The 24,850-nt window shown below is 63.4% G+C and carries 23 protein-coding genes and 1 tRNA gene; 9 read left to right on the plus strand and 15 right to left on the minus strand.

From position 1 onward, the window contains the following. Positions 1 to 52: 52 nt before the first annotated feature. The 10 genes from aat to DL237_RS15465 form a co-directional block, all read right to left on the minus strand. Positions 53 to 718: a leucyl/phenylalanyl-tRNA--protein transferase gene (gene aat / locus DL237_RS15420; protein ID WP_119399979.1), complete on the minus strand. Its 666-nt coding sequence runs from the start codon at positions 716 to 718 to the stop codon at positions 53 to 55. Between the two features lie 195 nt (positions 719 to 913). Continuing rightward, positions 914 to 2,263, minus strand: coding sequence for an acetyl-CoA carboxylase biotin carboxylase subunit (accC, locus tag DL237_RS15425; protein WP_119399980.1), 1,350 nt, complete (start codon positions 2,261 to 2,263; stop codon positions 914 to 916). Positions 2,264 to 2,271: 8 nt separating this feature from the next. Beyond that, on the minus strand, positions 2,272 to 2,772 hold the full coding sequence (accB, locus tag DL237_RS15430; RefSeq protein WP_119400055.1) for an acetyl-CoA carboxylase biotin carboxyl carrier protein: 501 nt from the start codon (positions 2,770 to 2,772) through the stop codon (positions 2,272 to 2,274). A gap of 367 nt (positions 2,773 to 3,139) precedes the next feature. After that, entirely contained in the window at positions 3,140 to 3,778 is a 639-nt protein-coding gene (locus DL237_RS15435; RefSeq protein WP_119399981.1) for a PRC-barrel domain-containing protein, read from the minus strand. 218 nt (positions 3,779 to 3,996) lie between these two features. Continuing rightward, positions 3,997 to 5,949: an acetate--CoA ligase gene (acs, locus tag DL237_RS15440; protein WP_119399982.1), complete on the minus strand. Its 1,953-nt coding sequence runs from the start codon at positions 5,947 to 5,949 to the stop codon at positions 3,997 to 3,999. A 120-nt stretch (positions 5,950 to 6,069) separates the two neighbouring features. Then, positions 6,070 to 6,825, minus strand: a complete 756-nt coding sequence (locus tag DL237_RS15445; protein WP_119399983.1) for an ABC transporter ATP-binding protein — start codon at positions 6,823 to 6,825, stop codon at positions 6,070 to 6,072. A 57-nt stretch (positions 6,826 to 6,882) separates the two neighbouring features. Beyond that, a complete protein-coding gene (locus DL237_RS15450) occupies positions 6,883 to 7,644 on the minus strand; it encodes an ABC transporter ATP-binding protein (protein ID WP_119399984.1) in 762 nt (253 codons plus the stop codon). 9 nt (positions 7,645 to 7,653) lie between these two features. Next, positions 7,654 to 8,856: a branched-chain amino acid ABC transporter permease gene (locus DL237_RS15455; protein ID WP_119399985.1), complete on the minus strand. Its 1,203-nt coding sequence runs from the start codon at positions 8,854 to 8,856 to the stop codon at positions 7,654 to 7,656. 3 nt (positions 8,857 to 8,859) lie between these two features. Then, positions 8,860 to 9,891 (minus strand): branched-chain amino acid ABC transporter permease, encoded by a 1,032-nt coding sequence (locus tag DL237_RS15460; protein WP_119399986.1) that lies wholly within the window; start codon positions 9,889 to 9,891, stop codon positions 8,860 to 8,862. A 156-nt stretch (positions 9,892 to 10,047) separates the two neighbouring features. After that, complete coding sequence (locus DL237_RS15465; protein ID WP_119399987.1) at positions 10,048 to 11,391, minus strand: substrate-binding protein; 1,344 nt, start codon at positions 11,389 to 11,391, stop codon at positions 10,048 to 10,050. A gap of 215 nt (positions 11,392 to 11,606) precedes the next feature. On the opposite strand from DL237_RS15465, the gene DL237_RS15470 reads away from it, so the two are divergent. The 5 genes from DL237_RS15470 to DL237_RS15490 all read left to right on the plus strand — a co-directional run bounded on the left by DL237_RS15470 (position 11,607) and on the right by DL237_RS15490 (position 18,116). Further along, positions 11,607 to 12,947: a helix-turn-helix transcriptional regulator gene (locus DL237_RS15470; protein WP_119399988.1), complete on the plus strand. Its 1,341-nt coding sequence runs from the start codon at positions 11,607 to 11,609 to the stop codon at positions 12,945 to 12,947. A 155-nt stretch (positions 12,948 to 13,102) separates the two neighbouring features. Beyond that, a complete protein-coding gene (locus DL237_RS15475) occupies positions 13,103 to 13,471 on the plus strand; it encodes a response regulator transcription factor (protein ID WP_119399989.1) in 369 nt (122 codons plus the stop codon). Then, positions 13,468 to 14,112 (plus strand): hypothetical protein, encoded by a 645-nt coding sequence (locus DL237_RS15480; RefSeq protein ID WP_119399990.1) that lies wholly within the window; start codon positions 13,468 to 13,470, stop codon positions 14,110 to 14,112. Before DL237_RS15475 ends, DL237_RS15480 begins: the two co-directional genes overlap by 4 nt. Beyond that, the gene (locus DL237_RS15485; protein WP_119399991.1) at positions 14,112 to 16,799 is read left to right on the plus strand and encodes an ATP-binding protein; all 2,688 of its coding nucleotides are present in this window, start codon (positions 14,112 to 14,114) and stop codon (positions 16,797 to 16,799) included. Before DL237_RS15480 ends, DL237_RS15485 begins: the two co-directional genes overlap by 1 nt. 120 nt (positions 16,800 to 16,919) lie before the next feature. After that, positions 16,920 to 18,116 (plus strand): FliM/FliN family flagellar motor C-terminal domain-containing protein, encoded by a 1,197-nt coding sequence (locus DL237_RS15490; RefSeq protein ID WP_158585658.1) that lies wholly within the window; start codon positions 16,920 to 16,922, stop codon positions 18,114 to 18,116. 511 nt (positions 18,117 to 18,627) lie between these two features. Here DL237_RS15490 and DL237_RS15495 read toward each other — a convergent pair. Genes DL237_RS15495 through DL237_RS15510 form a run of 4 tightly spaced genes read right to left on the minus strand, consistent with a single transcriptional unit; the run spans position 18,628 to position 20,805 of the window. Beyond that, entirely contained in the window at positions 18,628 to 19,053 is a 426-nt protein-coding gene (locus DL237_RS15495) for a TIGR01244 family sulfur transferase (protein ID WP_119399993.1), read from the minus strand. A gap of 9 nt (positions 19,054 to 19,062) precedes the next feature. Continuing rightward, positions 19,063 to 19,494, minus strand: a complete 432-nt coding sequence (locus DL237_RS15500; protein WP_119399994.1) for a YeeE/YedE family protein — start codon at positions 19,492 to 19,494, stop codon at positions 19,063 to 19,065. Beyond that, positions 19,494 to 19,919: a YeeE/YedE family protein gene (locus DL237_RS15505; RefSeq protein ID WP_119399995.1), complete on the minus strand. Its 426-nt coding sequence runs from the start codon at positions 19,917 to 19,919 to the stop codon at positions 19,494 to 19,496. The genes DL237_RS15500 and DL237_RS15505 overlap by 1 nt, the downstream gene beginning before the upstream one ends. Continuing rightward, positions 19,909 to 20,805 carry an MBL fold metallo-hydrolase gene (locus DL237_RS15510; RefSeq protein ID WP_119399996.1) on the minus strand — a complete coding sequence of 299 codons (897 nt, stop codon included), beginning with the start codon at positions 20,803 to 20,805 and terminating at the stop codon, positions 19,909 to 19,911. The genes DL237_RS15505 and DL237_RS15510 overlap by 11 nt, the downstream gene beginning before the upstream one ends. A gap of 243 nt (positions 20,806 to 21,048) precedes the next feature. Here DL237_RS15510 and DL237_RS15515 point away from each other — a divergent pair, with 243 nt between their 5' ends. Further along, the gene (locus tag DL237_RS15515; protein ID WP_119399997.1) at positions 21,049 to 21,273 is read left to right on the plus strand and encodes a hypothetical protein; all 225 of its coding nucleotides are present in this window, start codon (positions 21,049 to 21,051) and stop codon (positions 21,271 to 21,273) included. Between the two features lie 262 nt (positions 21,274 to 21,535). On the opposite strand, the gene DL237_RS15520 is transcribed toward DL237_RS15515, so the two are convergent. After that, positions 21,536 to 21,751 (minus strand): hypothetical protein, encoded by a 216-nt coding sequence (locus tag DL237_RS15520; RefSeq protein ID WP_119399998.1) that lies wholly within the window; start codon positions 21,749 to 21,751, stop codon positions 21,536 to 21,538. A gap of 165 nt (positions 21,752 to 21,916) precedes the next feature. Here DL237_RS15520 and DL237_RS15525 point away from each other — a divergent pair, with 165 nt between their 5' ends. The 3 genes from DL237_RS15525 (at position 21,917) to DL237_RS15535 (ending at position 24,213) form a co-directional block, all read left to right on the plus strand. After that, positions 21,917 to 22,180, plus strand: a complete 264-nt coding sequence (locus DL237_RS15525) for a DUF2312 domain-containing protein (protein WP_119399999.1) — start codon at positions 21,917 to 21,919, stop codon at positions 22,178 to 22,180. Between the two features lie 213 nt (positions 22,181 to 22,393). Beyond that, positions 22,394 to 24,067, plus strand: a complete 1,674-nt coding sequence (locus tag DL237_RS15530) for an ABC transporter permease (RefSeq protein ID WP_119400000.1) — start codon at positions 22,394 to 22,396, stop codon at positions 24,065 to 24,067. A gap of 70 nt (positions 24,068 to 24,137) precedes the next feature. Next, a tRNA-Thr gene (locus DL237_RS15535) sits at positions 24,138 to 24,213 on the plus strand. The last annotated feature ends 637 nt before the right edge of the window (positions 24,214 to 24,850 follow it).

Raw genomic sequence — 24,850 nt, forward strand, 5'->3', positions numbered from 1 at the left:
CCGGAGCTGCCAAGGTCCCTGATCTGCCTCAGGGCCTGGCTGTCCGCCCAGCTCAGCCGCCGTGCGACAGCCCCGCGTTTCGTGCAAGCAGGCCCTCGACCGTCTGGACGAGGCCGGGAGGGTCGAATTCCGCCGCGCCCTGCAGCGCTTCGGCCAGCATCGCATGATACCTCGCCCGGCTGACCTCGATCGCGCCCAGAGAGGCGAGGTGCGTTGTCAGGAATTGCGTGTCAAAGACGGTAAAGCCCGTCAGGTTCAGCCGATCCACCAGCCAGGCCAGTGCGATCTTGGAGGCGTTGGTGCGGCGTGAAAACATGCTCTCTCCAAAGAATGCCCGCCCCAGTGTCACGCCGTAGACCCCGCCGACCAAGGTGTCGTCCATGTCCCAGACCTCGACCGATCCGGCATAGCCGCGGCGGTGCAGATCGAGGTACAGGTCTGCAATCTCGTCGTTGATCCATGTTTCCGCACGGTCTGCGCACCCCTCCAGCACACCGGCGAAATCCGTGTTGACCGACACGCGGTGGTCCGGTCGGCGCAATGCCCGCGCCAGGGACCGCGAGATGTGGAATTGATCGAGTGGAAAGATGCCCCGACGGCGTGGGTCGACCCAGAACAATTCGGTATCGTCGCGGCTTTCGGCCATCGGAAAGATGCCCGACATGTAGGCCTGTAGCAGCAGTTCGGGCGTAATGCGTTCGTCGTCTTGATCTTTCATGTGGCACCCATCGTTGCGGGCCAGCCTGCGCCCGTCGGGTAAAGATCGCGTTGCGCGGCCCGGATCCGACCGTGCGTCATGAGGGACCAGATCACCCGGGGCCCAGATGGGCCGATGAACCGGGGCCCGGTCACGCGGCGGGACAGGATCATCAGCGCGATCCTGCCCCGCCGAGGTGACGGGCCCCGGCCGGTGTCAGCTTGCGTAGGTCCGCTCCAGCCATTTTTCCAGCCAGTGGATGTTGTAGGTCCCGGCGTGGATATCGGGGTCCTGCAGCAGGCGCACGAACAGCGGCACGGTATTTTCGACACCATCGACGATCAGTTCGCCCAGGGCACGGTCCAGACGGGCCAGGGCCTCGCGGCGGTCGCGGCCATGCACGATCAGCTTGCCGATCAGGCTGTCGTAATACGGAGGGATCGAATAGCCGTCATAGAGCGCCGAATCCATCCGCACACCCAGCCCGCCGGGCGCGTGGTAGGCGGTGATCTTGCCGGGGCGCGGGGCAAAGGCCGGAACCGTTTCGGCGTTGATGCGCACCTCGATGGCGTGGCCGTTGATTTGCAGATCGTCCTGGGTGAAGGACAGCGGCAGGCCCTCGGCTACCCTGATCTGTTCGCGCACAAGGTCGACACCGAAAATCGCCTCGGTCACGGGGTGTTCGACCTGAAGACGGGTGTTCATCTCGATGAAATAGAACTCGCCGTTTTCATACAGGAATTCGATCGTACCGGCGCCGGCATAGTTGATCGCGGCGACGGCGTCGGCGCAGACCTTGCCGATGCGGTCGCGCTCTTCCTGGGTGATGGTGGGGCCGGGGGCCTCTTCCAGCACTTTCTGGTGGCGCCGTTGCAGGGAACAATCGCGTTCGCCCAGGTGAACGGCCTTGCCCTTGCCGTCGCCAAAGACCTGGATCTCGATGTGGCGCGGAGTGGTCAGGTATTTCTCGATATAGACTTCGTCATTGCCGAACGCCGCCTTGCCCTCGGAGCGCGCGGTATGAAAGGCGCTTTCCATCTCGCTTGCGGTCTGGGCCACCTTCATGCCGCGACCGCCACCGCCAGCGGTGGCCTTGATGATCACGGGATAACCGATTTCCTCGCCGATGCGGCGGGCATCGGCCAGCGTCGGCACACCCCCATCCGAACCGGGCACGCAGGGCACGCCGAGCGCCTTCATCGTGTCCTTGGCGGTGATCTTGTCACCCATGATGCGGATGTGTTCGGCGCGCGGGCCGATAAAGCTCAGCCCGTGGTCTTCGACGATCTGCACAAAGGCGGCATTTTCCGACAGAAAGCCATATCCGGGGTGAATCGCCTGCGCGCCGGTCACCTCGGCGGCGGCCATGATCGCGGGGATCGACAGGTAGCTTTCGGTGCTCGACGGGGGGCCGATGCAGACACTTTCGTCGGCCATGCGCACATGCATCGCGTCGCTGTCGGCAGTCGAGTGGACGGCGACGCTGCGAATGCCCATCTCGCGCGCGGCGCGAATGACACGCAGGGCGATTTCGCCGCGGTTGGCGATCAGGATCTTTTCGAACATGGGATGCCTTACTCGATGATCATCAGGGGCGAGCCGTATTCCACTGCGGCCTTGTCTTCGACGAGGATGCGCTTGACCACACCGGAGCGGGTCGCGGGGATATGGTTCATGGTTTTCATGGCTTCGACGATCAGCAGGGTGTCGCCTTCGGATACCGTGTCACCGACCTTGACGAAAGCGGGCGATGTCGGTTCGGGCTGAAGGTAGACCGTGCCCACCATGGGCGACGTAACAGCACCGGGATGATCGGCAGGATCGTCCGACGCGGCCGCGGCTGCCACGGGCGCGGGGGCCGGTGCGGCGACGGGCGCGTGGGCCGGTGCCGGGGCGGCAGGGGCCGGGATCGCCATGGTGGCGGTCACTTCGGATTTGCGGCTGACCCGGACGTTCAGCCCGTCATCCTTGGCGTATTCGCGTTTGACCTCAAGTTCGGTCAGATCATTCTCGCGCAGCAGTTCTGCCAATGCCTTGATAAAGGCCACGTCTGCTTCATGCGTCTTGTCAGTCATTGCACCCTCGATCGGATATACCGCCCCCCCATACCCGGAGGCACTCATATGATTGCACCGCTTATAGAGAAAGCCGTTCCGAGTGAAAAGGCGTCGATGTCAGCGCAGGCTGGGGAATCGGTTTCCCGCCGTTCATGCGGTGGGGTTCCCATGGCGGTAGCGCTGACGCAGGGCCTTCAGGGGGTGCCTTCAAGCGATCCTCACCGACGCAATCCGACTCTCGCCGTGCGCCGAGGCGGGGGCGGCACAAACCGGACGGGACAAAGCGTACGGGGCAAAGCGAAAATGGGCCGCTCCGATCAGGAGCGGCCCATGGTCAGGTCCGGCTATCAGGTCCGGCTACAGGCCCGCAGGCCGCAGCGTCGGATCAGGATTTGCCCAGCATGACGGGTTCGTCGTCATTGACTTCGGTGGCGTTGTCGTCGTCGAACTCGGCCATCGCCTCAAGCTCGGACTTGGTATAGCCCTCGGCCCAGACGTCGGTGCCGTCAAAGGTCAGATCGGACAGGGGCAGCGCGACGTCATGTTCGCCCAGGCCCAGGAAGCCGCCGATACCGACCACGGCCATGGCGTTGCCGTTGATCAGGACGACGCTGTCGATCTCGCCGATGTCATCGCCATTGGTGGTCTTGACGGAGTAGCCTTCCAGATCTTCGGCGGTCATCGTCATCGGGGCGACGTCTTCACCGACGTTCTCGGCAACCTCGTCAGTGGCTTCGTCCACGGTGGCCTCGGTGTCGTTGGCCATTTCCGTGCTTTCCTCGGCAACCTCGTCGGTCGCGTCATCGAAAGCTTCGGCCGTGGCGTCCGCGCCGTCGGCAATGGCATTGCCGGTTGCGTCTGCAACATCACCAAGCTCTTCGCCAACGCCGTCGACCTGCGGGTCGGCCTGAACGCTGGTCGAGGCTTCGGCATCGACTTTGGTGCTGGTGGTTTCGGCCATCACGGGGGTGGTCAGCAGGGCGATTGCGGCGGCACCGGACAGCAGAGTTTTCATCGTGGTCATCTCGGGTCTCCTTAACTTTGTTTCGTTCGACGTATCGTGTCGTCGTCTGCTCACCCAACCCTGCGCACCCGTCGGAAGTTCCAACGAATTTTAATGGCCCGCCATCGCCTGGGCCCCTGTTCCAGACATGGGGACGCCGGCGGGAGGATGGTGCCGCATATGCGAACGGCCCCGGAGCGATTGCGCCGGGGCCGTTCCAACAGACTGATTTTGTATGCTTATACCTTGTTCATGCGGTTTTCGATAAGATCGTCCACCACCGAAGGGTCCGCCAGGGTCGAGGTGTCGCCAAGCGCGCCATAGTCGTTTTCAGCGATCTTGCGCAGGATGCGCCGCATGATCTTGCCCGAGCGTGTCTTGGGCAGGCCGGGGGCCCACTGGATCAGGTCGGGCTTGGCAATGGGGCCGATCTCGGTCCGGACCCAGGCTTCCAGCTCGCGGCGCAGCTCTTCCGAGGGCTGCTGGTCGTTCATCAGGGTGACATAGGCATAGATGCCCTGGCCCTTGACCTCGTGCGGGTATCCGACGACCGCCGCTTCGGCCACCTTGGCATGGGCAACCAGCGCGCTCTCGACCTCGGCCGTGCCCATGCGGTGCCCCGAGACGTTGATCACGTCATCGACCCGCCCGGTGATCCAGTAATATCCATCCGCATCGCGCCGGCAGCCATCCCCGGCAAAGTAGTAGCCCTTGTAGTCGCTGAAATAGGTCTTCTCGAAGCGTTCGTGATCGCCCCAGACGGTGCGCATCTGCCCCGGCCAGCTGTCCTTGATGGCCAGCACGCCCTCGGTCTGCGTCTCGGTCAGTTCCTTGCCGCTGGTCGGATCCAGCACGACGGGTTGCACGCCAAAGAACGGCTTGGTGGCCGAACCGGGTTTCGTCGCCATCGCGCCGGGCAGGGGGGTGATCATGTGACCGCCGGTTTCGGTCTGCCACCAGGTGTCGACGATCGGCAGCTTACCCTTGCCGATATTGTCGTTGTACCAGTTCCAGGCCTCGGGGTTGATCGGCTCGCCCACCGTGCCCAGCACCTTGAGCGAGGACAGGTCCGACCCCTCGACGAACTTGGTGCCCTGGCCCATCAGGGCGCGGATGGCGGTGGGGGCGGTGTAGAACTGCGCCACCTTGTGCTTTTCGATCACCTGCCAGAACCGGCTGGCATCGGGATAGGTCGGCACGCCTTCGAACATCAGGGTCGTCGCCCCGTTCGCCAGCGGCCCGTAGACGATATAGCTGTGCCCGGTGACCCAGCCGACATCGGCCCCGCACCAGAAGACATCGCCGTCGTGGTAGTCAAAGGTCAGCTGCTGCGTCATCGCGGCATAGAGCAGATAGCCACCCGAGCTGTGCACCACGCCCTTGGGCTTGCCGGTTGAACCGGAGGTGTAGAGGATGAACAGCGGGTCCTCGGCCCCCATGGGCCGGATCGGGCAATCGGGCGCGACCTGCGCCATCATCGCCTTGACGTCGACATCGCGGTCGTCGATCCATGTGGTCTGGTCGCCGGTATGCTTGACCACCAGGCAACGCACCTTGTCCGAGCAATGCAGCAGGGCGGCGTCGGTATTGGATTTCAACCCGGTACGCCGTCCGCCGCGCGGGGCGGTGTCGGCGGTGATCACCACCTTGGCGCCGCAATCGTTGATCCGGTTGGCCAGCGCATCTGGGCTGAAGCCCGCGAAAACGATGGAATGGATCGCCCCGATCCGCGCGCAGGCCAGCATCGCATAGGCCGCCTCGGGGATCATCGGCAGATAGATCACGACGCGGTCGCCGCGCATCACGCCCTGCGCCAGCAGCACGTTGGCAAACCGGCAGACCTTTTCGTGCAGCTCGGTATAGGTGATGTGCTGGGCGGGGGTCTCGGGGTCGTCGGGCTCGAATATGATCGCGGTCTGGTCGCCGCGTGTCTCAAGGTGGCGGTCGATGCAGTTGTAGGCGACGTTCAGCACGCCATCCTCGAACCACTTCACCGACACCTTGCCCAGATCGAAACTGGTGTTCTTGACGACCGAGAATGGCTCGATCCAATCAAGCCGTTGCCGGGCTTCGTGGCTCCAGAACGCATCCGGGTCATCGACCGAGGCCTGGTACATCGACGCGTAGGTGGCGGCGTCGATATGCGCTTTTGCCACGAAATCGTCGGAAGGGGGGTACATCTTTTCAGTCATCGCGGTCTCCTCATCGCGCGGTCAGCTTAGGGCGCGGGCGCGGCCAGCCGCAACCCGTCCTTTCGGCGCATGCCCGCAAGGTCGGGCAAAAAGCGCAATCTTTGCAAAGTGCTGCGGGCGTCAGATCGCCAGATATTCCGACCGCAACTCTTCATTCCCCAGAACTTCTGCCGCCGCGCCGTCAAACACAATGGTCCCGGTATCCAGGATGACCGCCCGGTCGGCCAGTTCCAGCGCACGCACCGCGTTCTGTTCGACAAGGATCGTGGTGATGCCCTGTTCCTTGATGATGCGCAGGGTCTTTTCGATCTCGTCCACGATCACCGGCGCGAGGCCCTCGTAGGGTTCATCCAGCAGCAGGACCTTGATGTCGCGCGCCAGCGCGCGGGCGATTGCCAGCATCTGCTGTTCGCCACCCGACAGGGTCACCCCCTCCTGCTTGCGGCGTTCACCAAGGCGCGGAAACAGTTCATAGAGCCGTTCCAGAGACCAGCCGACGGGCGGGGCGATCTGCGCCAGTTGCAGGTTCTCCTCTACCGTCAGGCCGGGGATGATGGCGCGGTCCTCCGGCACCAGCCCGATCCCCGCGCGCGAGGCCTCATAGCTGGCCATCTTGTGCAGCGGCTGGTGGTCCAACCAGATTTCGCCGCCCGTCACCTGTGGCGCATTCATCCGCGCGATGGAGCGCAGGGTGGTTGTCTTGCCCGCGCCGTTGCGCCCCAGCAGCGCCAGAATCTCGCCCTCGTGCACGTTGAAGGAGATGTTCTGGACGATATAGCTCTCGCCGTAATAGCTCTCCATGTTCCAGACCGACAGAAAGGCGGGCGCGCTTTCCGCGTAGTTCTTGCCCTTGTTGAAATCGGGTTTGACGTTCATCGCATTGGTTCCTTTTGCCCCGCCCTGCCGCGCGTGCGACAGAGGGGGAATACGGGGTCAGGCGGGCGTGCTTTCGCCCAGGTAGGCTTCGCGCACCTTGGGGTGGCCCTTGATCTTTTCCGGCACATCCTCGACCAGGGGCGTGCCCTGGGCCAGCACCGTGATCCGCTGCGCCAGCGAAAAGACGACGTGCATGTCGTGCTCGATGATGACGATGGTGATGTCGCGGCTGGCCTTGATCTGCTTCAGCAGGTCGATGGTGTTGTTGGTGTCGGCCCGCGCCATGCCCGCCGTCGGTTCATCCAGCAGCAAAAGGCGCGGCTGCTGCGCCAGGCACATCCCGATCTCCAGCCGCCGCTTGTCTCCGCGCGACATGGATGCGGCGTGCATGTGCCGCTTGTCGGCCATGTTCATGTCGACAAGCATCGCCTCGGCCCGGTCCCGGATGTCGCCCTGTCCCTCGACGCTGCGGATCACGTTCAGCTTGAAGGCCCCGTCACGCTTGGCAAAGCAGGGGATCATCATGTTTTCCATCACCGTCAGATCGCCAAAGATCTCGGGCGTCTGAAACACGCGGCTGATCCCCATCTGGTTGATCTCGTACGGCGTGCGCCCCAGCACCGACTGGCCGTCGAACATGACAGAGCCGGTGTCGGGGATCAGCTTGCCCACCAGGCAGTTCAGCAGCGTCGATTTGCCCGCACCGTTCGGCCCGATGATCGCGTGGACCGAATTTTCCGCCACGCTCAGGTTCACGTCACCAAGGGCCTGCAACCCGCCAAAGCGTTTGTTGACGTTCTTGACCTCTAGAATTCCCATTGTGCGCTCCTATTCAGCGGGTTTGGATTGCGCGGATTTCTCGTCGGCCCGCCTGGTTTTGCCACGGATCAGCCGACCGATGCGCGTGCCGCCCTCGACCAGCCCGCCGGGCAGGAAGGTGACGACCAGCATGAACAGCAGGCCCAGCGTCAGGTGCCAGCCCGAGCCGACGAAATGTTCGGCCACCCAGACCAGGCCATTCTCCAGCCCCTCGGGCAGACCGCCGAACCACTGGTGCAGCACGTTGTCGTTGATCTTGGAGAAGATGTTTTCGAAGTACTTGATGAAGCCCGCGCCCAGCACCGGCCCGATCAGCGTACCGGCCCCGCCAAGGATGGTCATCAGAACCACCTCGCCCGACGCCGTCCACTGCATCCGTTCGGCCCCCGCCAGAGGGTCCATCGACGCCAGCAACCCCCCGGCCAGACCGGCATACATGCCCGAAATCACGAAAGCCGCCAGCGTATAGGGCCGCGTGTTCAGCCCGGTATAGTTCAGCCGCGTCTGGTTCGACTTCACCGCCCGCAGCATCAGCCCGAAGGGCGAGCGGAAGATGCGGATCGAGATGTAGAAGGACACCAGCAACAGCACGGCGCAGAAGTAATAGCCGTTGGAAAACTGAAAGGCCCAGTCGCCAAAGTACATCGTCGTCGTTTCGCGCATCTCCAGGCCGAACAGGTTGGTTACGGGAATGCCGCCCGTGTCACTGACCGAGGTCCCGAGGACGCGCGGATCGTCCAGCGACAGTTGCAGCCCGGTTTCGCCGTTGGTGATCGGTGTCAGCACCGAATAGGCGAGGTTGAAGCTCATCTGCGCAAAGGCCAGCGTCAGGATCGAAAAGTAGATGCCCGATCGCCGCAGGCTGATGAACCCGATCAGCAGCGCGAACAGCCCCGCCACGATGACCGACAGGATGATCGCGGGGATGACGTTCATGCTCAGCAGCTTGAACATCCAGACGGCGGAATAGGACCCGACCCCGAGAAAGGCGGCGTGTCCGAATGACAGGTAGCCGGTCAGCCCGAACAGGATGTTGAACCCGACGGCAAAGATGCCGAAGATCACGAAGCGTTGCATCAGGTCGGGATAGCCCGCGTTGAACTGCGCCATGGCGCTGTCCTGCGGGAACGGGTTCAGGATGAAGGGGGCGCAGAGTGCCAGCACGGCAACGACACCCAGTAGGGTCAGGTCTTTTCCTTTGATACCCAGCATGGGTTACTCCTCCATCACGCCCTTGCGGCCCATCAGGCCCCGCGGACGTGTCAGCAAAATGATGATGGCGGCCAGGTAGATGATGATCTGGTCGATGCCGGGAATGATGGACTTGATCTCGTTCATCGAGGCAAAGCTCTCAAGGATGCCCAGCAGGAACCCCGCCAGCACTGCACCGGGCAGGGATCCCATGCCGCCGACGACGACCACGACAAAGCTCAGCACCAGAAAATCCATGCCGATGTGATAATTGGGCGAATTGATCGGTGCGTACATCACGCCCGCCATGCCCGCGACTGCGGCGGCCAGGCCGAACATGATGGTAAACCGCTTGTCGATATTGATGCCCAGCAGGCCGACCGTCTCGCGGTCCGCCATGCCGGCGCGTACGACCATGCCGAAGGTGGTGAATTGCAGGAACGCAAAGACCGCGCCGATGATCACGGCGGCAAAGGCGAAATAGACCAGCCGCCAGTAGGGATAGATCACAACGTTCGGATCCATCCCCAGCATCGCGCCGAAATCGAAGCTGCCGCGAAAGGCGTCCGGGGCAGGGGTGGCGATCTGGTTGGCGCCGAAATAATGCTTGATCAGCTCTTGCAGCACGATGGCCAGGCCAAAGGTCACCAGGATCTGGTCGGCGTGGGGGCGGCGATAGAAATGCTTGATCAGGCCCCGCTCCATGATCACGCCGATCAGCAGCATGATCGGGATCGCGAACAGGATGGCCAGCGGCACCGACCAGTCGATCAGGGCCGCGCCTATGTCGGGGCCGAACCAGCTCTCGACGTAAGGCGTCTTGATCTGCGCGGGATTGCCCAGAAAGTCGGTCTTGGTCGGGTCCAGCGTGATTTTCGACAGTGTCAGGACTTTCTGCACCGTTACCGCGCAGAAGGCCCCGATCATGAACAGCGCACCATGCGCAAAGTTCACCACGCCCAATGTGCCAAAGATCAGCGTCAGCCCGAGCGCGATCAGCGCGTAGGCCGAGCCCTTGTCCAGCCCGTTCAGGATTTGCAGAAGGATCGCTTCCATTGTCACCACTCGCGTTTCTTGGAAGTTGCGATGCACCACAGGGGCCGCCTCTGGCCCCTGTCCTGGTCGTTCGGCATCGAAATCGAAAAGGGGCCGGCAGCCGGCCGCAAAGACCGGCCGCGCGGTTCCCTCGCGCGGCCGGTCAGGATCGGCGCGTTATGCGCCGGGGTTGCACTCGCCCAGGGCGCCGCCCGCGAACATCGGATGCTCGGGGTCGTAGGTGACCTGATCAACCGGCGTGACCTCGACGATTTCCACCAGGTGGAATTCGTCCTGCGGGTCCTCGGCGCCCTTCACGACCAGCACGTCCTTGAAGCACTGGTGGTCATCGGCGCGGTACAGGGTCTTGCCGTTGCCCAGGCCGTCGAACTCGAACCCTGCAAGGGCTTCGCCCACGGCGCAGGGGTTGAACGACCCGGCACGCTCGACCGCGTCCGCGTACAGCAGTGTCTGCGCATAGCAGGTCTGTGCAGCCTGGCTTGGCGGAAAGCCGTACTTGGTGCCAAAGCTTTTGACAAAGGCGGCGGTGCCCTCGTCGCTCAGCTTCCAGTCCCAGTTCTGCGATCCGACGATGCCCTTGATGTTCTGACCGGCACCCTTGGCCATCAGCTCGGAATACAGCGGCACGACGATCTCGAAGTTCTTGCCGTTGACCTGCTTTTCACGCAGCCCGAACTGCACGGCGTTGGTGAGCGAGTTCACCATGTTTCCGCCGTAGTGGTTCAGGACCAGAACGTCGGCACCCGAGTTCAGCACGGGTGCGATGTAGGACGAGAAGTCGGTCGCCGCCAGCGGGGTCAGCACGTTGTTGACCGTGGTCCAGCCAAGGGCCTCCGTCGCGGCCTGGATCGATTCCTGCTGCGTCCAGCCCCAGGTGTAATCCGCCGTCAGGTGATAGGCGGCACGGTCGCTGCCATAGAGCTTTTCCAGCACGGGCGCCAGCGCCGCCGCCGACATGTACGCGTTGAAGAAGTGCCGGAAACCGTTGGCCTTCTTGTCCTTGCCGGTGGTGTCGTTGGAGTGTGTCAGCCCGGCCATGAAGATCACGCCCGCTTCCTGGCACAACCCCTGCACGGCCACCGCCACGCCCGACGACGAACCGCCGGTGATCATGATCGCGCCATCTTTTTCGATCATCGACTTGGCACTGGCGCGCGCCGCATCGGATTTGGTCTGGGTGTCGCCGGTCACATAGGCGACCTTCTTGCCCATGATGCCGTTGCCGCCAAGCGCCTTGGAGCTGAAGGTGTTCAGCATCCCGCCGTCGCCTTCGCCGTTCAGATGCTCGACCGCCAGTTCGTAGGCGCGCAGCTCGTCCGCGCCCTCGTCGGCATAGGGGCCGGATTGGGGAACGTTGAAGCCCAGCGTGACGGTGCCGCCCGTCGGTTCATTGGTAAAGGCCGAGGCCGAGGACGCGGTGAAGATGGTCGGCAGGGCCAACCCCGCGCCACCCACGGCACCGGACTTCAGCAGCCCTCGGCGTGTCAGTAATTTCGACATGAAAATCCTCCCTTGGATTTGGTGCGGCAGCGCCTCCTCCGCGCTGGTCGCGTGCACGAACGTGCAAAGGGATCATCGCACCGGTGGCGAAAATTCTGCAACAACTCCTTTTGATTGCTTGATTTTTTTGTAAATAAATAAACAATGAAGCCGTGAGGTCTGTAAATAAATTCTATCGCACCGCAGAAATTCGTTGAAATAGCAGGGGAATTTGCATGGCCCGAACGCTGACCGGCACACGCATTCGTGACCGAAGGACGATGCGCGGGATGCGTCAGGCGGATCTGGCGCGCCTGTCGGGCATATCGGCCAGCTACCTGAACCTGATCGAACACAACAAACGCAGAATCGGCGGCTCGCTGCTGCTCTCCATCGCCGCCGCGCTGGACGTCGAACCCTCGGCCCTGTCCGAAGGGGCCGAGGCGGCCTTGCTGGCGACCCTGCGCCAGGCGGCCGCCGATCGCGCCGAAGCGGGCGCCGAACTGACCCAGGTCGAGGAATTCGTCGGCCGCTTTCCCGGCTGGGCGCAATTGCTGGCCGCACAGCAACGTCGCCTTGGCGCGCTGGAACAGGCGGTCGAAGCCCTGACCGACCGGCTGGCGCATGACCCCCACCTTGCCGCCTCGATGCACGAGGTGCTCTCGACCGTCACGGCCATCCATGCCTCGGCAGAAATCCTTGTCGCGGAAACCCGGATCGAACCGGAATGGCGCGAACGCTTTCATCGCAACATCGCGGAGGACTCGGCGCGGCTCGCCGAAGGGGCCCGCCGCCTGGTGGACGAGATCGAGGCCGGAGGTCAGCGCGATGCGACCCTCTCCTCGCCCCAGGACGAGGTCGAGGCCTTCCTGTCCGATCATGACTTTCACATCCCCCTGCTGGAAGAGACCCCCACCCCGGACGCGGTCGAGGGCGTGCTGGCCCAGGCCGGTGGGCGCCTCTCCACCGCCTCGGCCCGCCTGATCGCGCGCCGTTTCCTGGATCTCTATGCGCTCGATGCCCGCGCGCTGCCGCTGGACACGGTCGCGCAGGCCATTCCTGAGGCCCCGGCGCGGCTTGATCCGGCACAGCTCGCCACCCGCTTTGGCGTCGATCCGGGGCGGATGATGCGGCGCTTGGCGACGCTGCCCGGCGCGGTTCTGGCCGATCTGGGACAGCCGCCCCTGGGTCTGGTGGCCTGCGATGCCTCGGGTACGCTGACCTTTCGCAAGCCGCTCGCGCCGTTCCCGTTGCCGCGCGTCGGGGCGGCCTGTCCGCTCTGGCCGCTGTTCCAGGCCCTCAGCCGGCCGATGATGCCGCTGCGCCAGGTGATCCGGCTGGCCGGGCGGTCAGAGGGGGTGTTCCTGACCCATGCCATCGCCCAGCCCTATGGCCCGCAGGTGCCCAACCGCGATCCGATGTTCGAGGCGCACATGCTGATCCAGCCCACCACGGTCGACCCCGCCCAGGATCCGGCGTCGGATGATCTGCCGCGCGTCGGCGTGACCTGCCGGATCTGCCCCAAAGCCGGGTGTCGGGGGCGGCGCGAGCCCTCGATCATGGCCGAGGCGCTCTGATCCGCGGCTGTGTCGGGTAAAAATACAGCCCACAGGCATGTGAATGTTTCCCCACTCGCGCAAAGGCTGCTACCACTACGCCGATTGCTGTACCGCGCGGTGCCGATTTCCGTGGCGAAAATGGCCAATCGCTCTTCTGGGAGGGGGAGGAACGAATGGGCAAATCTGTTCTCGTGATCGAGGATGAACCCAATATCATCGAGGCGATCAGCTTTATCCTGTCGCGGGATGGGTGGCATGTCGCGACCCATTCCAACGGCATCGACGCCGTCGAGGCGGTGCGCGCGCGGCGTCCCGATCTGGTGATCCTGGATGTCATGCTGCCGGGCCGCTCTGGCTACGACATTCTGCGGGAATTGCGTGCGGGGCCGGAAACCGGCGGATTGCCGGTGTTGATGCTGACCGCGCGCGGCCAGCCAAAGGACCGCGCGATGGCCGAGCAGATCGGCGCCAGTCGCTTCATGACGAAACCGTTTTCCAACGCCGAGGTGCTGGAGGCCGTCAACGACCTGATCCGCGCATGAGCCCGCGTCCCGGACCCCTGTTCCTGGAGCGGCGCGGGTATCGTCAGCGCCGCATGACCGATGCCGCGCGCGTGCTGCCGATGCTGGGTCTGGTGCTGCTGGCCATGCCGTTGCTCTGGCCGCAGGGCGACGGGACATCGCGCGCTGTCGCGGTCGGGTCCGATGTCGGGTCCGATCTCGCGTCCGATGCGTTCCCGGCGGGGGCCGATGCGTTCCCGGCGGGGGCCGATGCGTTTACGGCAGGTGGTGGGGTGGATACGGCCTTTGCCGGGGCGGATGTGGCCACCGGACTGGCTGCGCCGCAGGTCATGGCGACATCGCACGCGATGATCTACATCTTCGGGGTCTGGGCGTTGCTGGCGCTGGCCTCTGCAATCCTGGTCAGCCGCCTGTCGGACGAGGCGATCTTTGACCCCGACGCGCTACCCCGCCCACCCGACGCCGGGCGCGATGCCGCCGCAGGCGGACACGCGCGCCCCGATGCGGCGACACGGCAAGGAGAGGCCGCAGGCACGCCAGCTGCGGCGGTGCCCACCCCCGACCGCACGGCACCTGCCGCCGCAATGTCGCCTGATGATCCGGCTTCGGAACGCCCGCTTCCCGACGGAACTGCGCCGTCACATGATACCGGGGGGCGCTGATGGCCTCGCTCAACCTGCTGGTTGCGGTCAGCCTCATCTACGTGGCCTTCCTGTTCGCCGTTGCCTTCGGCGCGGAACGGGCGGCGATGAAGGGGCGGGCAGGGTGGCTGCGCTCTCCGGTCGTCTACACGCTGTCGCTGTCGATCTATTGCACCGCATGGACGTTTTATGGCGCGGTCGGGTACGCGGCCCGCTCGGGGCTGGAATATCTGACGATCTACATAGGTCCCTCGATCGTGATGATCGGCTGGGTCTGGGCGCTGCGCAAGATCGTGCGCATCGGCCGCAGCCAGCGCATCACCTCGGTCGCGGACCTGATCTCGTCCCGCTACGGCAAATCCAACCTGCTGGCCGTCGCCGTGACGCTGATCGCGGTTGTCGGCACCACGCCCTATATCGCGCTGCAACTGCAATCGGTGACGCAAAGCGTCGCGGCCTTTGCGGCCGCCGACCCTTCGGTGGTGATCCCCGCAGACAACCGCGCCACCGCGCTCTGGGTGGCGGCGGGGCTGGCGGCCTTCACGGTGCTGTTCGGCACGCGCAACCTCGATTCCAACGAACGCCATCACGGCGTCGTCATGGCCATCGCACTCGAGGCGGTGGTCAAGCTCTGCGCGCTGCTGGCCGTCGGCATCTTTACCGTCTGGGGCATCGGCGGCGGGGTGGGCCAGACTCTGGCGCGCATCGATGCCTCGGCCCAGCTGGGCCAATGGCAGATGGCGCCGGGGCGCTGGTCCGGCCTGATCTTCCTGTCCGGCGCGGCGCTGCTGTGCCTGCCGCGCATGTTCCAGGTCCTGGTGGTCGAGAACGAGGACGAGCGCCACCTGCGCACCGCCTCCTGGGCCTTTCCCGCCTACATGATCGCGATGAGCCTGTTTGTCATGCCGATTGCCGTCGCCGGCCTGTCGATGCTGCCCGACGGCGCCAACCCCGACATGTTCGTCCTCACCCTGCCGCTGTCCGAGGGGCGCACGGGGCTGGCGGTGTTTTCCTTCCTGGGGGGCTTTTCCTCGGCCACTTCGATGGTGATCGTCGCGGCCATCGCGCTCTCGACCATGGTGTCGAACCATATCGTCATGCCGATCTGGCTGTCGCTCAACGGCAAGGGCGCGATGGTGTCGGGCGACGTGCGCCACGTCGTCATCATGGCCCGCCGCGTCTCGATCATCGGGGTGCTGTTCCTGGGCTACCTCTATTACCGCCTGTCCGGTGGGGGCACGGCGCTTGCGGCGATCGGGTTGATCTCGTTTTCGGGCGTGGTGCAGTTTCTGCCCTCGATGCTGGGCGGCATCTTCTGGCGCGGCGCCACGCGCAACGGCGCGCTGGCGGGGCTGATCCTGGGCTTTGCGACCTGGCTCTGGTGCCTCTTCCTGCCGTCCTTCGGGGATGGCGTCGTCCTGCCTGCCGGGGTGTTGGCCCACGGCCCCTGGGGCATCGGCTGGCTGCGCCCCTATGCGCTGTTCGGCATCACGGGCCTCGACCCGCTGGTGCATGGGGTCCTCTGGTCCATCCTGCTGAACACGCTTGCCTTTCTCGGCCTGTCGATCTTTTCCTTCCCCTCCCCGATGGAGCGGCTGCAAGGCGCGCAGTTCGTCAACGTCTACCAGCATTCCGCCAGCCCGCGTGGCTGGTCCGGCGGCATCGCGCAAAGCGAGGACCTGATGATCATGGCGCAGCGCCTCCTCGGGGCGCACGAGGCGCAGAAACTGTTCCAGTCCGAGGCCGCGCGCCAGGGCGTGCAGGGCTATTTGCCCGATCCCAACGCCGCCTTCCTGCAACGGCTTGAGAGAGAGCTTTCCGGTTCGGTCGGGGCGGCCACCGCGCATGCCATGGTCGGTCAGATCGTCGGCGGTGCGGCCGTGTCCGTCGAAGACCTGATGGCCGTGGCCGATGAAACCGCGCAGATCATGGAATATTCCAGCCAGCTCGAGGCGAAGTCGGATGAACTGGTGCGCACGGCCCGCCAGCTGCGCGTCGCCAACGCCAAGCTGACCCAGCTTTCGGTGCAAAAAGACGCGTTCCTCAGCCAGATCAGCCACGAACTCCGCACCCCCATGACCTCGATTCGCGCCTTTTCCGAAATCATGCGCGACGCCCCCGGCCTGACCGAGGGGCAAAAGCATAAATATGCAAACATCATCCACGACGAAACCGTGCGCCTGACGCGCCTGCTGGATGATCTGCTGGACCTTGCGGTGCTTGAAAACGGCCAGGTCAGCCTGAACCTGACGCGCGCCCGGCTCGGTGATATCCTGGATCATGCGGTGGCGGCGGCGAACGGCGATCACAGCACGATCAAACTGCGCCGCGACCGTGCGCAAGAAGCGATCTGGCTACAGACCGACAGCGACCGCCTGGCCCAGGTCTTCATCAACCTGATCGCGAATGCGGGCAAGTATTGCGACGCCCGCACCCCGGAACTGCGCATCGCGGTGCGCCGCGCCGACGCCGCCCTGATGGTCGATTTCATCGACAACGGCGCGGGCATCGAAACCGAACAACAGGGCCTGATATTCGAGAAGTTTTCGCGCATCGGTGATCAGAAGGCAGGCGGCGCGGGCCTCGGCCTTGCCATCTGCCGCGAGATCATGTCGCGCCTCGGCGGGTCGATCACCTATCTGCCCGGGCAGGGGGGGGCGGCATTCCGTGTCACCCTGCCGTTGCAGGCGGCAATTGCTGCGCAATAGCGTCGGCTCTAAAGGCGATGGTAACCTTCTGGCCCCTACAACCGAGGGGATTGTCCGCATGAGGCGGTGGCGGAGCGTATGGTAAACGGCAATTCAAATGCAGTGCTGCGCAGAAAGGCGGTGGCTGCGCGCGAGGTCTATCAGGCCCGTGCGATGTCGCCTGAAAAAGCCTTGCGTCTGGCCCTGTCCAAAAGCGCGGATGATCTGCTGGATCTGCCGCTTGTCGTGATGTCGACCGAGTACGAATTCATCGCGGCCGAAGCACTCAGCGCCATGCTCAGCGATGAAGAGCTGCTGATGCTGCTGGATGGGCACGGCGGGACCGCGGGTGCGGTGTCGCTGGATCTTCAGGCAACCTCGGCACTGGTCGAACAAAGCACGATGGGCCGTGTCAGCCCGCTGGCCGCCGATCCCCGCGCAACCACCGCGACCGACGCCGCGCTGGTCGCTCCTTTGCTTGACGATGTGTTGCTGCGCGCCGCGATGATGCTGGAGGGCGACCCGGCGGCGGACTGGCTCACCGGGTATTGCTTTGGCGTGCGCATCGAAAACAAGCGGCTGCTGGGGTTGGCGCTGCGCGCGACCGACTTTCACGTCTTCCGCATTCAGATCGACCTGGCCGGGCTGAAACAGGGCCGCATCCTGCTTGCCCTTCCCGACCGCGAGGCGATCCCGGACGAGGCCGCCTTGCAGGAAGGCGCGGATCGGGACCGCAGCAATATCAGTGCGGCTGTCATGTCGGCCCCGGCTGTCATCGACGCCGTGCTGCATCGCCTGTCGATGCCGCTGGCGCAGGTCACGCGCCTCAAACCTGGCGACATGATCCCGATTTCGCGCGAGGCGCTGTCGTCGACGCGCCTGGAAACGGGCCGTGGGCAATGCCTGGGCAAGGTGCGGTTGGGGCAGGTCAACGGATTTCGTGCGGTGCGCCTGACCATGGATGGCCTGGCCGAAGCGCGCTCCGCGATCGAGGCGGGCGAGGGCGATGGCCTGGGCACCTCTGCCTTTGGCGGCGGGCGTGGCCTTGGCGCAGATGCGGACGATGCCGACGAACTGCCGATGCTGGGCGGTCTGCCGGGCGCGGATGATCTGCCCGATCCGGGCGATTTTTCCGCCGACGCCGCTGTCGGGGAAACAGAGACCGACGATCTGCCCGCACTCGGCGATTTTCCCGCGATGGGCGACCTTCCCGACCTGCCGGACCTGTCCGACCTGCCGGAACTGTCCGGCGGCGACGACACGGACGAAGAAGATGGCGGATTCGCCGGCGGCTTTCCGATGATGTCCATGGGCGACCTGCCAGACCTCGAACCCTAGATGGCGCGCATCGGGTGATGTCCCAGCAAGCCGAGCGATTGTCGCCCCACCGCTGAACGACCGCGGTGCTGGCGCGCATGGCCCCTGTCATGGCGGCTGTCCGATGATCAGGGATCAGCGACCCGCCAATTTGACCCGCCAGATTTCCCGCGCTCGGGGCACCTTGGAGGCGAGGTTCGGCGCCGGGCTGCGCAAAGGCGTCGTCCCGCCCCGGACTGTTCCGGCCATCGCAAGAGGCTCTTGCCTTTGGTGGTCACCCGGTGCGTTGCGAACGCGCCCGCCGGATATGGGGCCGGGGGACCGTCCCATCAGACCTCGCACCGCCACGCCGACCCTCATCTGGGGCTTGCGCCTTTGGTCGCGCCTTGGCCACCCCGCGTCACGGGCGTGATCCGGGGCGCCTGCTGGCGTGTCTTTGATGGGGCACTTCAGGCGACAGACACCGCCTTGTTACCGCCCAAATACCGACGTGAATACCGCCGCGAATTTGCGCCGTTTCGTGGCGTCGACTCTATTCGGCCAGCTGTGCCAGACGGGGCCGCAAACCGGACAGGTCATAGCCGGCCTTGGCCGCGGTCGACAGGATCTCGTCGACATCCCCGCCCGCCGATGCCTGTCCCAGCGACCAGATTACCGTGCAGCGGGTGCCCGATGCGCAATAGGCCAGAACCGGCCCACCCGCCGAAGCTGCGGCGTCCATCTGCTTGGAAATGTTGTCAGAAGTCATGGTGTCATGGGTCAGAGGCAGGACGAAAAAGTCGATACCTGCGGCCTTTGCGGCCTCCGCCATGGCGGCGGCCTGCAAGGGTTCGGGGTTCTCGCTGTCGGGCCGGTTGCAGATCACACGGGCGAACCCGGCATCCTTGAGGGCCGTGAAATCAGACGGCTCGATCTGCGGCGAAACGGCGTATGCGGGGGTGATCTGACGAATATCCATGACTGATCCTTAGTCCGCCGGAACCGACCTGTCCAGCCAGCTCCGCAGCTTCGGCGCCGCGCCCATGCCGATCAACATCGCGATGAGGAAAACCGCGCCGCTTGTTCCACCATAGGTAAGTGACGCGACAGCGGGGCCAGGGCAGAGGCCGACCAGACCCCAGCCGATTCCGAAAAGGACCGAGCCTATCACCAGTTTGCGATCAATCGATCTGTTGGGTACCGGAAAGGCCTGTCCAGCATAGGGCCGCGCCATCCGTCGTGCGATCTGCCAGGCGACCGCCATCGGCAGGATCGCCCCCCCCATGACAAAGGCCAATGTCGGATCCCAGTCGCCAAAAACATCGAGCCAGCCCTGAACCTTGCTTGTGTCGGTCATGCCGGAAATGAAAAGGCCTGCGCCGAAAAGGCCGCCAGCCAATGCGCCGATCCGCTTTTTCATCAGATCCACCCCAGGAGATGCCGAAAGAAAACAATCGAGAGACCGCCCGCCAGAATATAGAACACCGTAGCGACGATCCCGCGCAGCGACAGGCGCGATATGCCGCAAACACCGTGACCGGAGGTGCAGCCATTGGCGATACGGGTTCCGGTGCCAACCAGCAGTCCGGCCGCGATCAACGCCCACACGTTCGCCGTGGCGTGCGTGTCCGGGAGCTGGGTGAACAGGCCAAGCAGCAACGGCACGAGGAGCATGCTTGCCAGAAATGCCAGTCGCTCTCCGAGGTTGCCGCGTCCTGATCCGTCGACCACACCGCCAATGAGGCCGCTCGCGCCCATGATCCGACCGTTGCCCAGCAGGTAGACGGCGCCGCCGGTGCCAATCAGCAGGCCTCCGATCAGCCCTAAAATCCAATCAATATGCATCGCTTATCCCTTGATGTTTCTGTGACAGCTTGTTGATCGGAACCTTGAGAAAGACGTTGCCGTCCTTGTCCGGCGCGGGCATCCGGCCGCCGCGCATGTTCACCTGAAGCGACGGTATGATCATCTTGGGCATGGCCAGCGAGGCGTTGCGGGCATCGCGCATCAGGATGAAATCTTCGGCTGACTTTCCGGTGGCGACGTGGATGTTCAGCGCCTTCTGCTCGCCGACCGTGGTTTCCCAGGCATAGGTGTCGCGGCCGGGCGCCTTGTCGTCATGCCCGACGAAAATCCGGGTCGAGTCCGGCAGCGCCAGAATTTTCTGGATCGAGTTGAACAGGACGCTGGAGGAACCGCCGGGGAAATCGCAGCGTGCCGTTCCAAAATCCGGCATGAAAAGAGTATCACCGACAAAGGCGGCGTCACCGATCACATAGGTCAGACAGGCCGGAGTGTGCCCAGGCGTGTGCAATACCTGCGCCTGCAAGGCGCCGATGTTCAGGACGTCGCCTTGGCTGAAGAGCTGGTCGAACTGGCTGCCATTGCGCTGAAACTCGGTGCCTTCATTGAAGACCTTGCCGAACGTGTCCTGCACCTCTGTGATCTGATCACCGATGCTGATTTTACCGCCCAGGTGTTCCTGGATATAGGGTGCGGCTGAGAGGTGATCGGCATGGACATGGGTTTCCAGCAGCCAGTTCACATGCAGGTCATGATCGGTGATGAATGCGATGATCGCGTCCGCGGAGCGTGTATCGGTACGGCCCGAGGCATAGTCAAAGTCCAGCACGGAATCGATCACGGCGCAGGCGTCGCCCGTCGGGTCGCTTGCAACATAGGAAATCGTGTTGGTTGCGACGTCGAAGAATGCTGTCACGTCCGGTTTCATGTCCTGCCTCATTGGTTGCACCAGATCACGCGGTATACATATAATAAAAACGGAATGTATTGCAAGCCTCGACCTTGCAGGGGCACGTGTCGTTTTGTTTGGCATGCGAGAGGGGGCTTGGTTATAATCAAACCAAGCTGGATCGCGGATGGAGGAGCGCCCGGCCCAATCGTTAAATCTTCGGGTTACGCCCTGTGTGCCACCACACAGGCCTGCATTCCCGTTAGTCGAGGAGGAGAAGGTATGACGCCTACGACCACGCAAGAGTTGCAGAGAAAATTCGCTGATATCGCGGATCTGATCTCGGGGACACGGCCGGGCGCAAGACATCAACACCTGCCCAAACTGCATGAACTTGTTGGAGATTTTGCCCGCAAAGGGGTGGGCGTGCCAACAACGCTTCGCCAGATGCAGGAAGACCTGACCAACGAGGCGATTGAATCACGTTTCGACAATATGCCTGTTTGAGACCGTTCGGCGCATCTGAAGTGCGCGCAGTCCCTAGGACGTTTGACCACGAAGCCCGGCGCGCAGAGATATCGCGGCGGGTTTTTCGTATTGGTACCAATGAGTTTCGCTGCTTTGCAGCACCGTTTGCGCACCTTCGATTCGAGCGCTGTTGGGCCGAAATCCGCCGTTTTAGTGCGCGATGAAGGGCCGATCGCTGCCTTGGCTGCTGGCATAAATTGTCGCAGGGCGCAGTAGCTGCGCTGCGAATGTATACGGCACTTCAGCCAAGAGAGATCCCGGCGATGACCGCCATCAGGCCCAGAACCGACAGGAACATACCGCCCATGTTGTAGGGCATCGCTGCCCTAATTGCCGCGCGCAGAGCATCGTCGTCGGCGGCGCTGCGTTTGGCTCGGGCGACCATGACGATCGACCAGACCAGCGATGCCAGCCCGACGAGCGAAACACAGGCTCCGATCCAGATCATCCATTCCATGTTTCGGCGCCTCCCGATTGTCCGATATGCAACTGCGCGTAATCCAGTCACGTCAGTGTTGCAAGCCTCGGGCAAAGGGCTTCTCACCTCTTGCGGCAGGGGGCGGGGGCGGCTAGCAAGGGGCCTGCTGCCGATCAACACCTATCCGAAGACGCAAGGAAGACCATGGAAGACGAAACCAGTGCCGATTCCAACTATCGCGTAACTGCTGGCGAGTTGCGCCAGTTCATCGAGCGGATCGAGCGTCTCGACGCGGAGAAGAAAGACCTCGCTGATCAGCAAAAAGAGGTCATGGCCGAGGCAAAGGGCCGTGGCTACGACACCAAGGTCATCCGCAAGGTCATTGCACTGCGCAAGCGTGAGCCCGACGATATTGCCGAGGAAGAGGCGGTGCTCGAGATGTATAAAGAAGCGCTCGGGATGAGCTGAGACGGTCGGCCCGGCCTGCGTCGCAAGCGCAAGGCGGGCCACTTCGTTTGTTCTGCCGCGATTACTGTGCTCCGCCTTATGGCGGGGCGCGCTTTTATTACGTCCTTTGGCGAGATTGACAGCGCGGGCGTCCAGAGGTCAGCGGATGGAACCCGTTGTGTCGGATCATCGCAGATCTGGACAGGCCGGGCGGTTTAGGGCAACCAGTCGGCCATGCAGCGCAACGCCTCCTCTTCCTCTTTTCCCGCGATCGGCGCCGCGCGCAGATGGCTTCGGAACACCGGACTGTGGTCCATTGGGGCGGCTCTGATCGCGCTTGTCGTTCTTGGGCCGATCCTCTCGGTGCTTTGGACGGCGCTCTGGCCTGAAGAGAACATCTGGCCGCATCTGGTCGCCACAACCTTGCCGCGTTACCTCTCGAATTCGCTGATCCTGATGGCCTCGGTCGGGGCACTGACGGCGGCGACTGGCACCGGGGCGGCCTGGCTGATCACACGCTATCGTTTTCCCGCCTCGCGCTGGCTGGAATATCTGCTGCTTTTGCCGCTGGCGATCCCGGCCTATATTGGCGCCTACGCGCTGGTCGACTTTCTGGAATACGCCGGGCCGCTGCAAACCGGTTTGCGCGGACTTTTCGGTTGGTCCAGTGCGCGGGACTACTGGTTTCCTGATATCAGGTCGAAAACCGGCGCGATCATCGTGCTTTCAGCCTCGCTTTACCCCTATGTCTACCTTTTGTCGCGCGCGGCGTTCCGCGAGCAATCGGGCGGCGCGGAAGAGGTCGCGATGTCGCTGGGCAAGGGGCCATTCGCGCGATTTTGGAGCATAGGTCTGCCGATGGCGCGTCCTGCCATCGCCGCAGCGGTTGCCATCGTGATGATGGAGACGGTCAACGACTTTGGGACGGTCGATTACTTTGCGGTGCAGACGCTGACGACGGGGATCTTTTCGGTGTGGTTGCAGAGCTACAATGCCGGCGGCGCGGCGCAGATTGCCTGTGTTATCCTCGGCTTGGTGGTGGCCCTTGTCCTACTTGAAAAATCGAGCCGCCGCCGTCTGCATTTCTACACGCTCTCAAGCAGGCATCGTCCAGTGACGCGCGTGCACCTGCCTGGCTGGCAGGGCCGGGTTGCAACGGTGTTGTGCGCCTTTCCATTCGTACTCGGCTTTGTGCTGCCCTGTGGAGTGATCCTGTCGCATGCCCTTTCGCAATCGGGCGGGTGGAGCGATCCGGGCCTTTTGCGCGCCCTCGTGCATACGGTCACCGTCTGCGGCATTGCGGCTGTGGTCACGGTGCTGGCTGCGGTGTTCCTGGTCTACGGTGTGCGGGTCTCCGGCGCGGGCCTGCCCAAACTCCTGATGCCGGTAACAACAATAGGTTATGCCGCACCGGGTGCGGTGTTGGCCGTGGGTATCTTGATCCCGTTGGCGCTGATGGATCACCGCCTGGCCGATGCGGTGGCCGCAGTGACAGGTCACGATCCCGGGCTGGTTCTGACAGGCACCGCCTTTGCCGTCGTGCTTGCGTATTGCGTGCGGTTTTTTGCCATCGCACAGGGCGCCGCAGACAGTGCCATGGGGCGGGTGCCGCCATCCTTGCCGATGGCGGCGCGGTCGTTGGGGCGAAACCGGGCGGCCACTCTGCGCGAAGTGCATTTTCCCCTTATACGCGGCTCTCTTGCTTCGGCGCTGCTGCTGGTCTTCGTGGATTGCGTGAAGGAACTGCCAGCGACACTTTTGCTGCGTCCTTTCAACTACGACACGCTCGCAACGCGTGTCTTTGAAAAAGCCAGCCTTGAGCGCCTGGGTGAGGCCGCACCAGCCGCCGTGCTTGTGATCCTGGTCGGACTGTGTGCGGTAGGGTTGCTGGCACGGACGAACCGCTGAAGGTTTTGTGGTGCACAAGGTTGAAATTAGCCTTGATCGTCGTTGTCGCACCGCGTAAATGGCAGGAAATGCCCCTATAGCTCAGCTGGTAGAGCAACTGATTTGTAATCAGTAGGTCCGCGGTTCGAGTCCGTGTGGGGGCACCACTTTCAAGAAACTCATTAAGACATTCAGTAACCTTTCAGTTTTGCCCCACCTGAAAAAATGGTGTGGTGCATCTCAGGTGTCGTCCGATTGAAAATTCCTTGGCAGAATCCGAGGCGGCCGTCGCTCTTCTGTGGCAAGCCGCCTTTTCGGTGTAGATTACCGTTGTGGCTGGCTAAGCATGTACCATCGCCCACGTGATCGGTTGTTGAGTGCCCCCGGCTTCGGTCAGAATCTCAAACATAGCATTGAACAAGCCATGCTGGCTTAGACCTTCCTCTTCAACTCCGGCGATCAATCGGCGTAGCCTTTTGTGCAGTAATGCCGAGATGTGTAGTGGATGACCGGCTCTTCCGGCGAGTGACCATGACGCACAGCGCAATTATGCTCGGTGAATATTGCTATACCGGGCCGATAGGAACCTGGATGCGCCGCGACGTCCTTCCCTCGACGCGAACATGGCGGCGTATCGGCCCTTACGTCTTCCGCTGGGGCAGGTAACGGGAGTCTTTCTCCTACATAGAGCCTGGTGCCTGTCCAACTTCCGTTAGGCATTTTGGATATTGGATGTGATGCGCTTACCCGCTCTTTTGCTTCGACAGAGAAGCTTTCGTCGAGGCCAACGCGGACGGCTCCGAG

Source organism: Pseudooceanicola sediminis (assembly GCF_003575965.1).
GTDB lineage: Bacteria > Pseudomonadota > Alphaproteobacteria > Rhodobacterales > Rhodobacteraceae > Pseudooceanicola > Pseudooceanicola sediminis.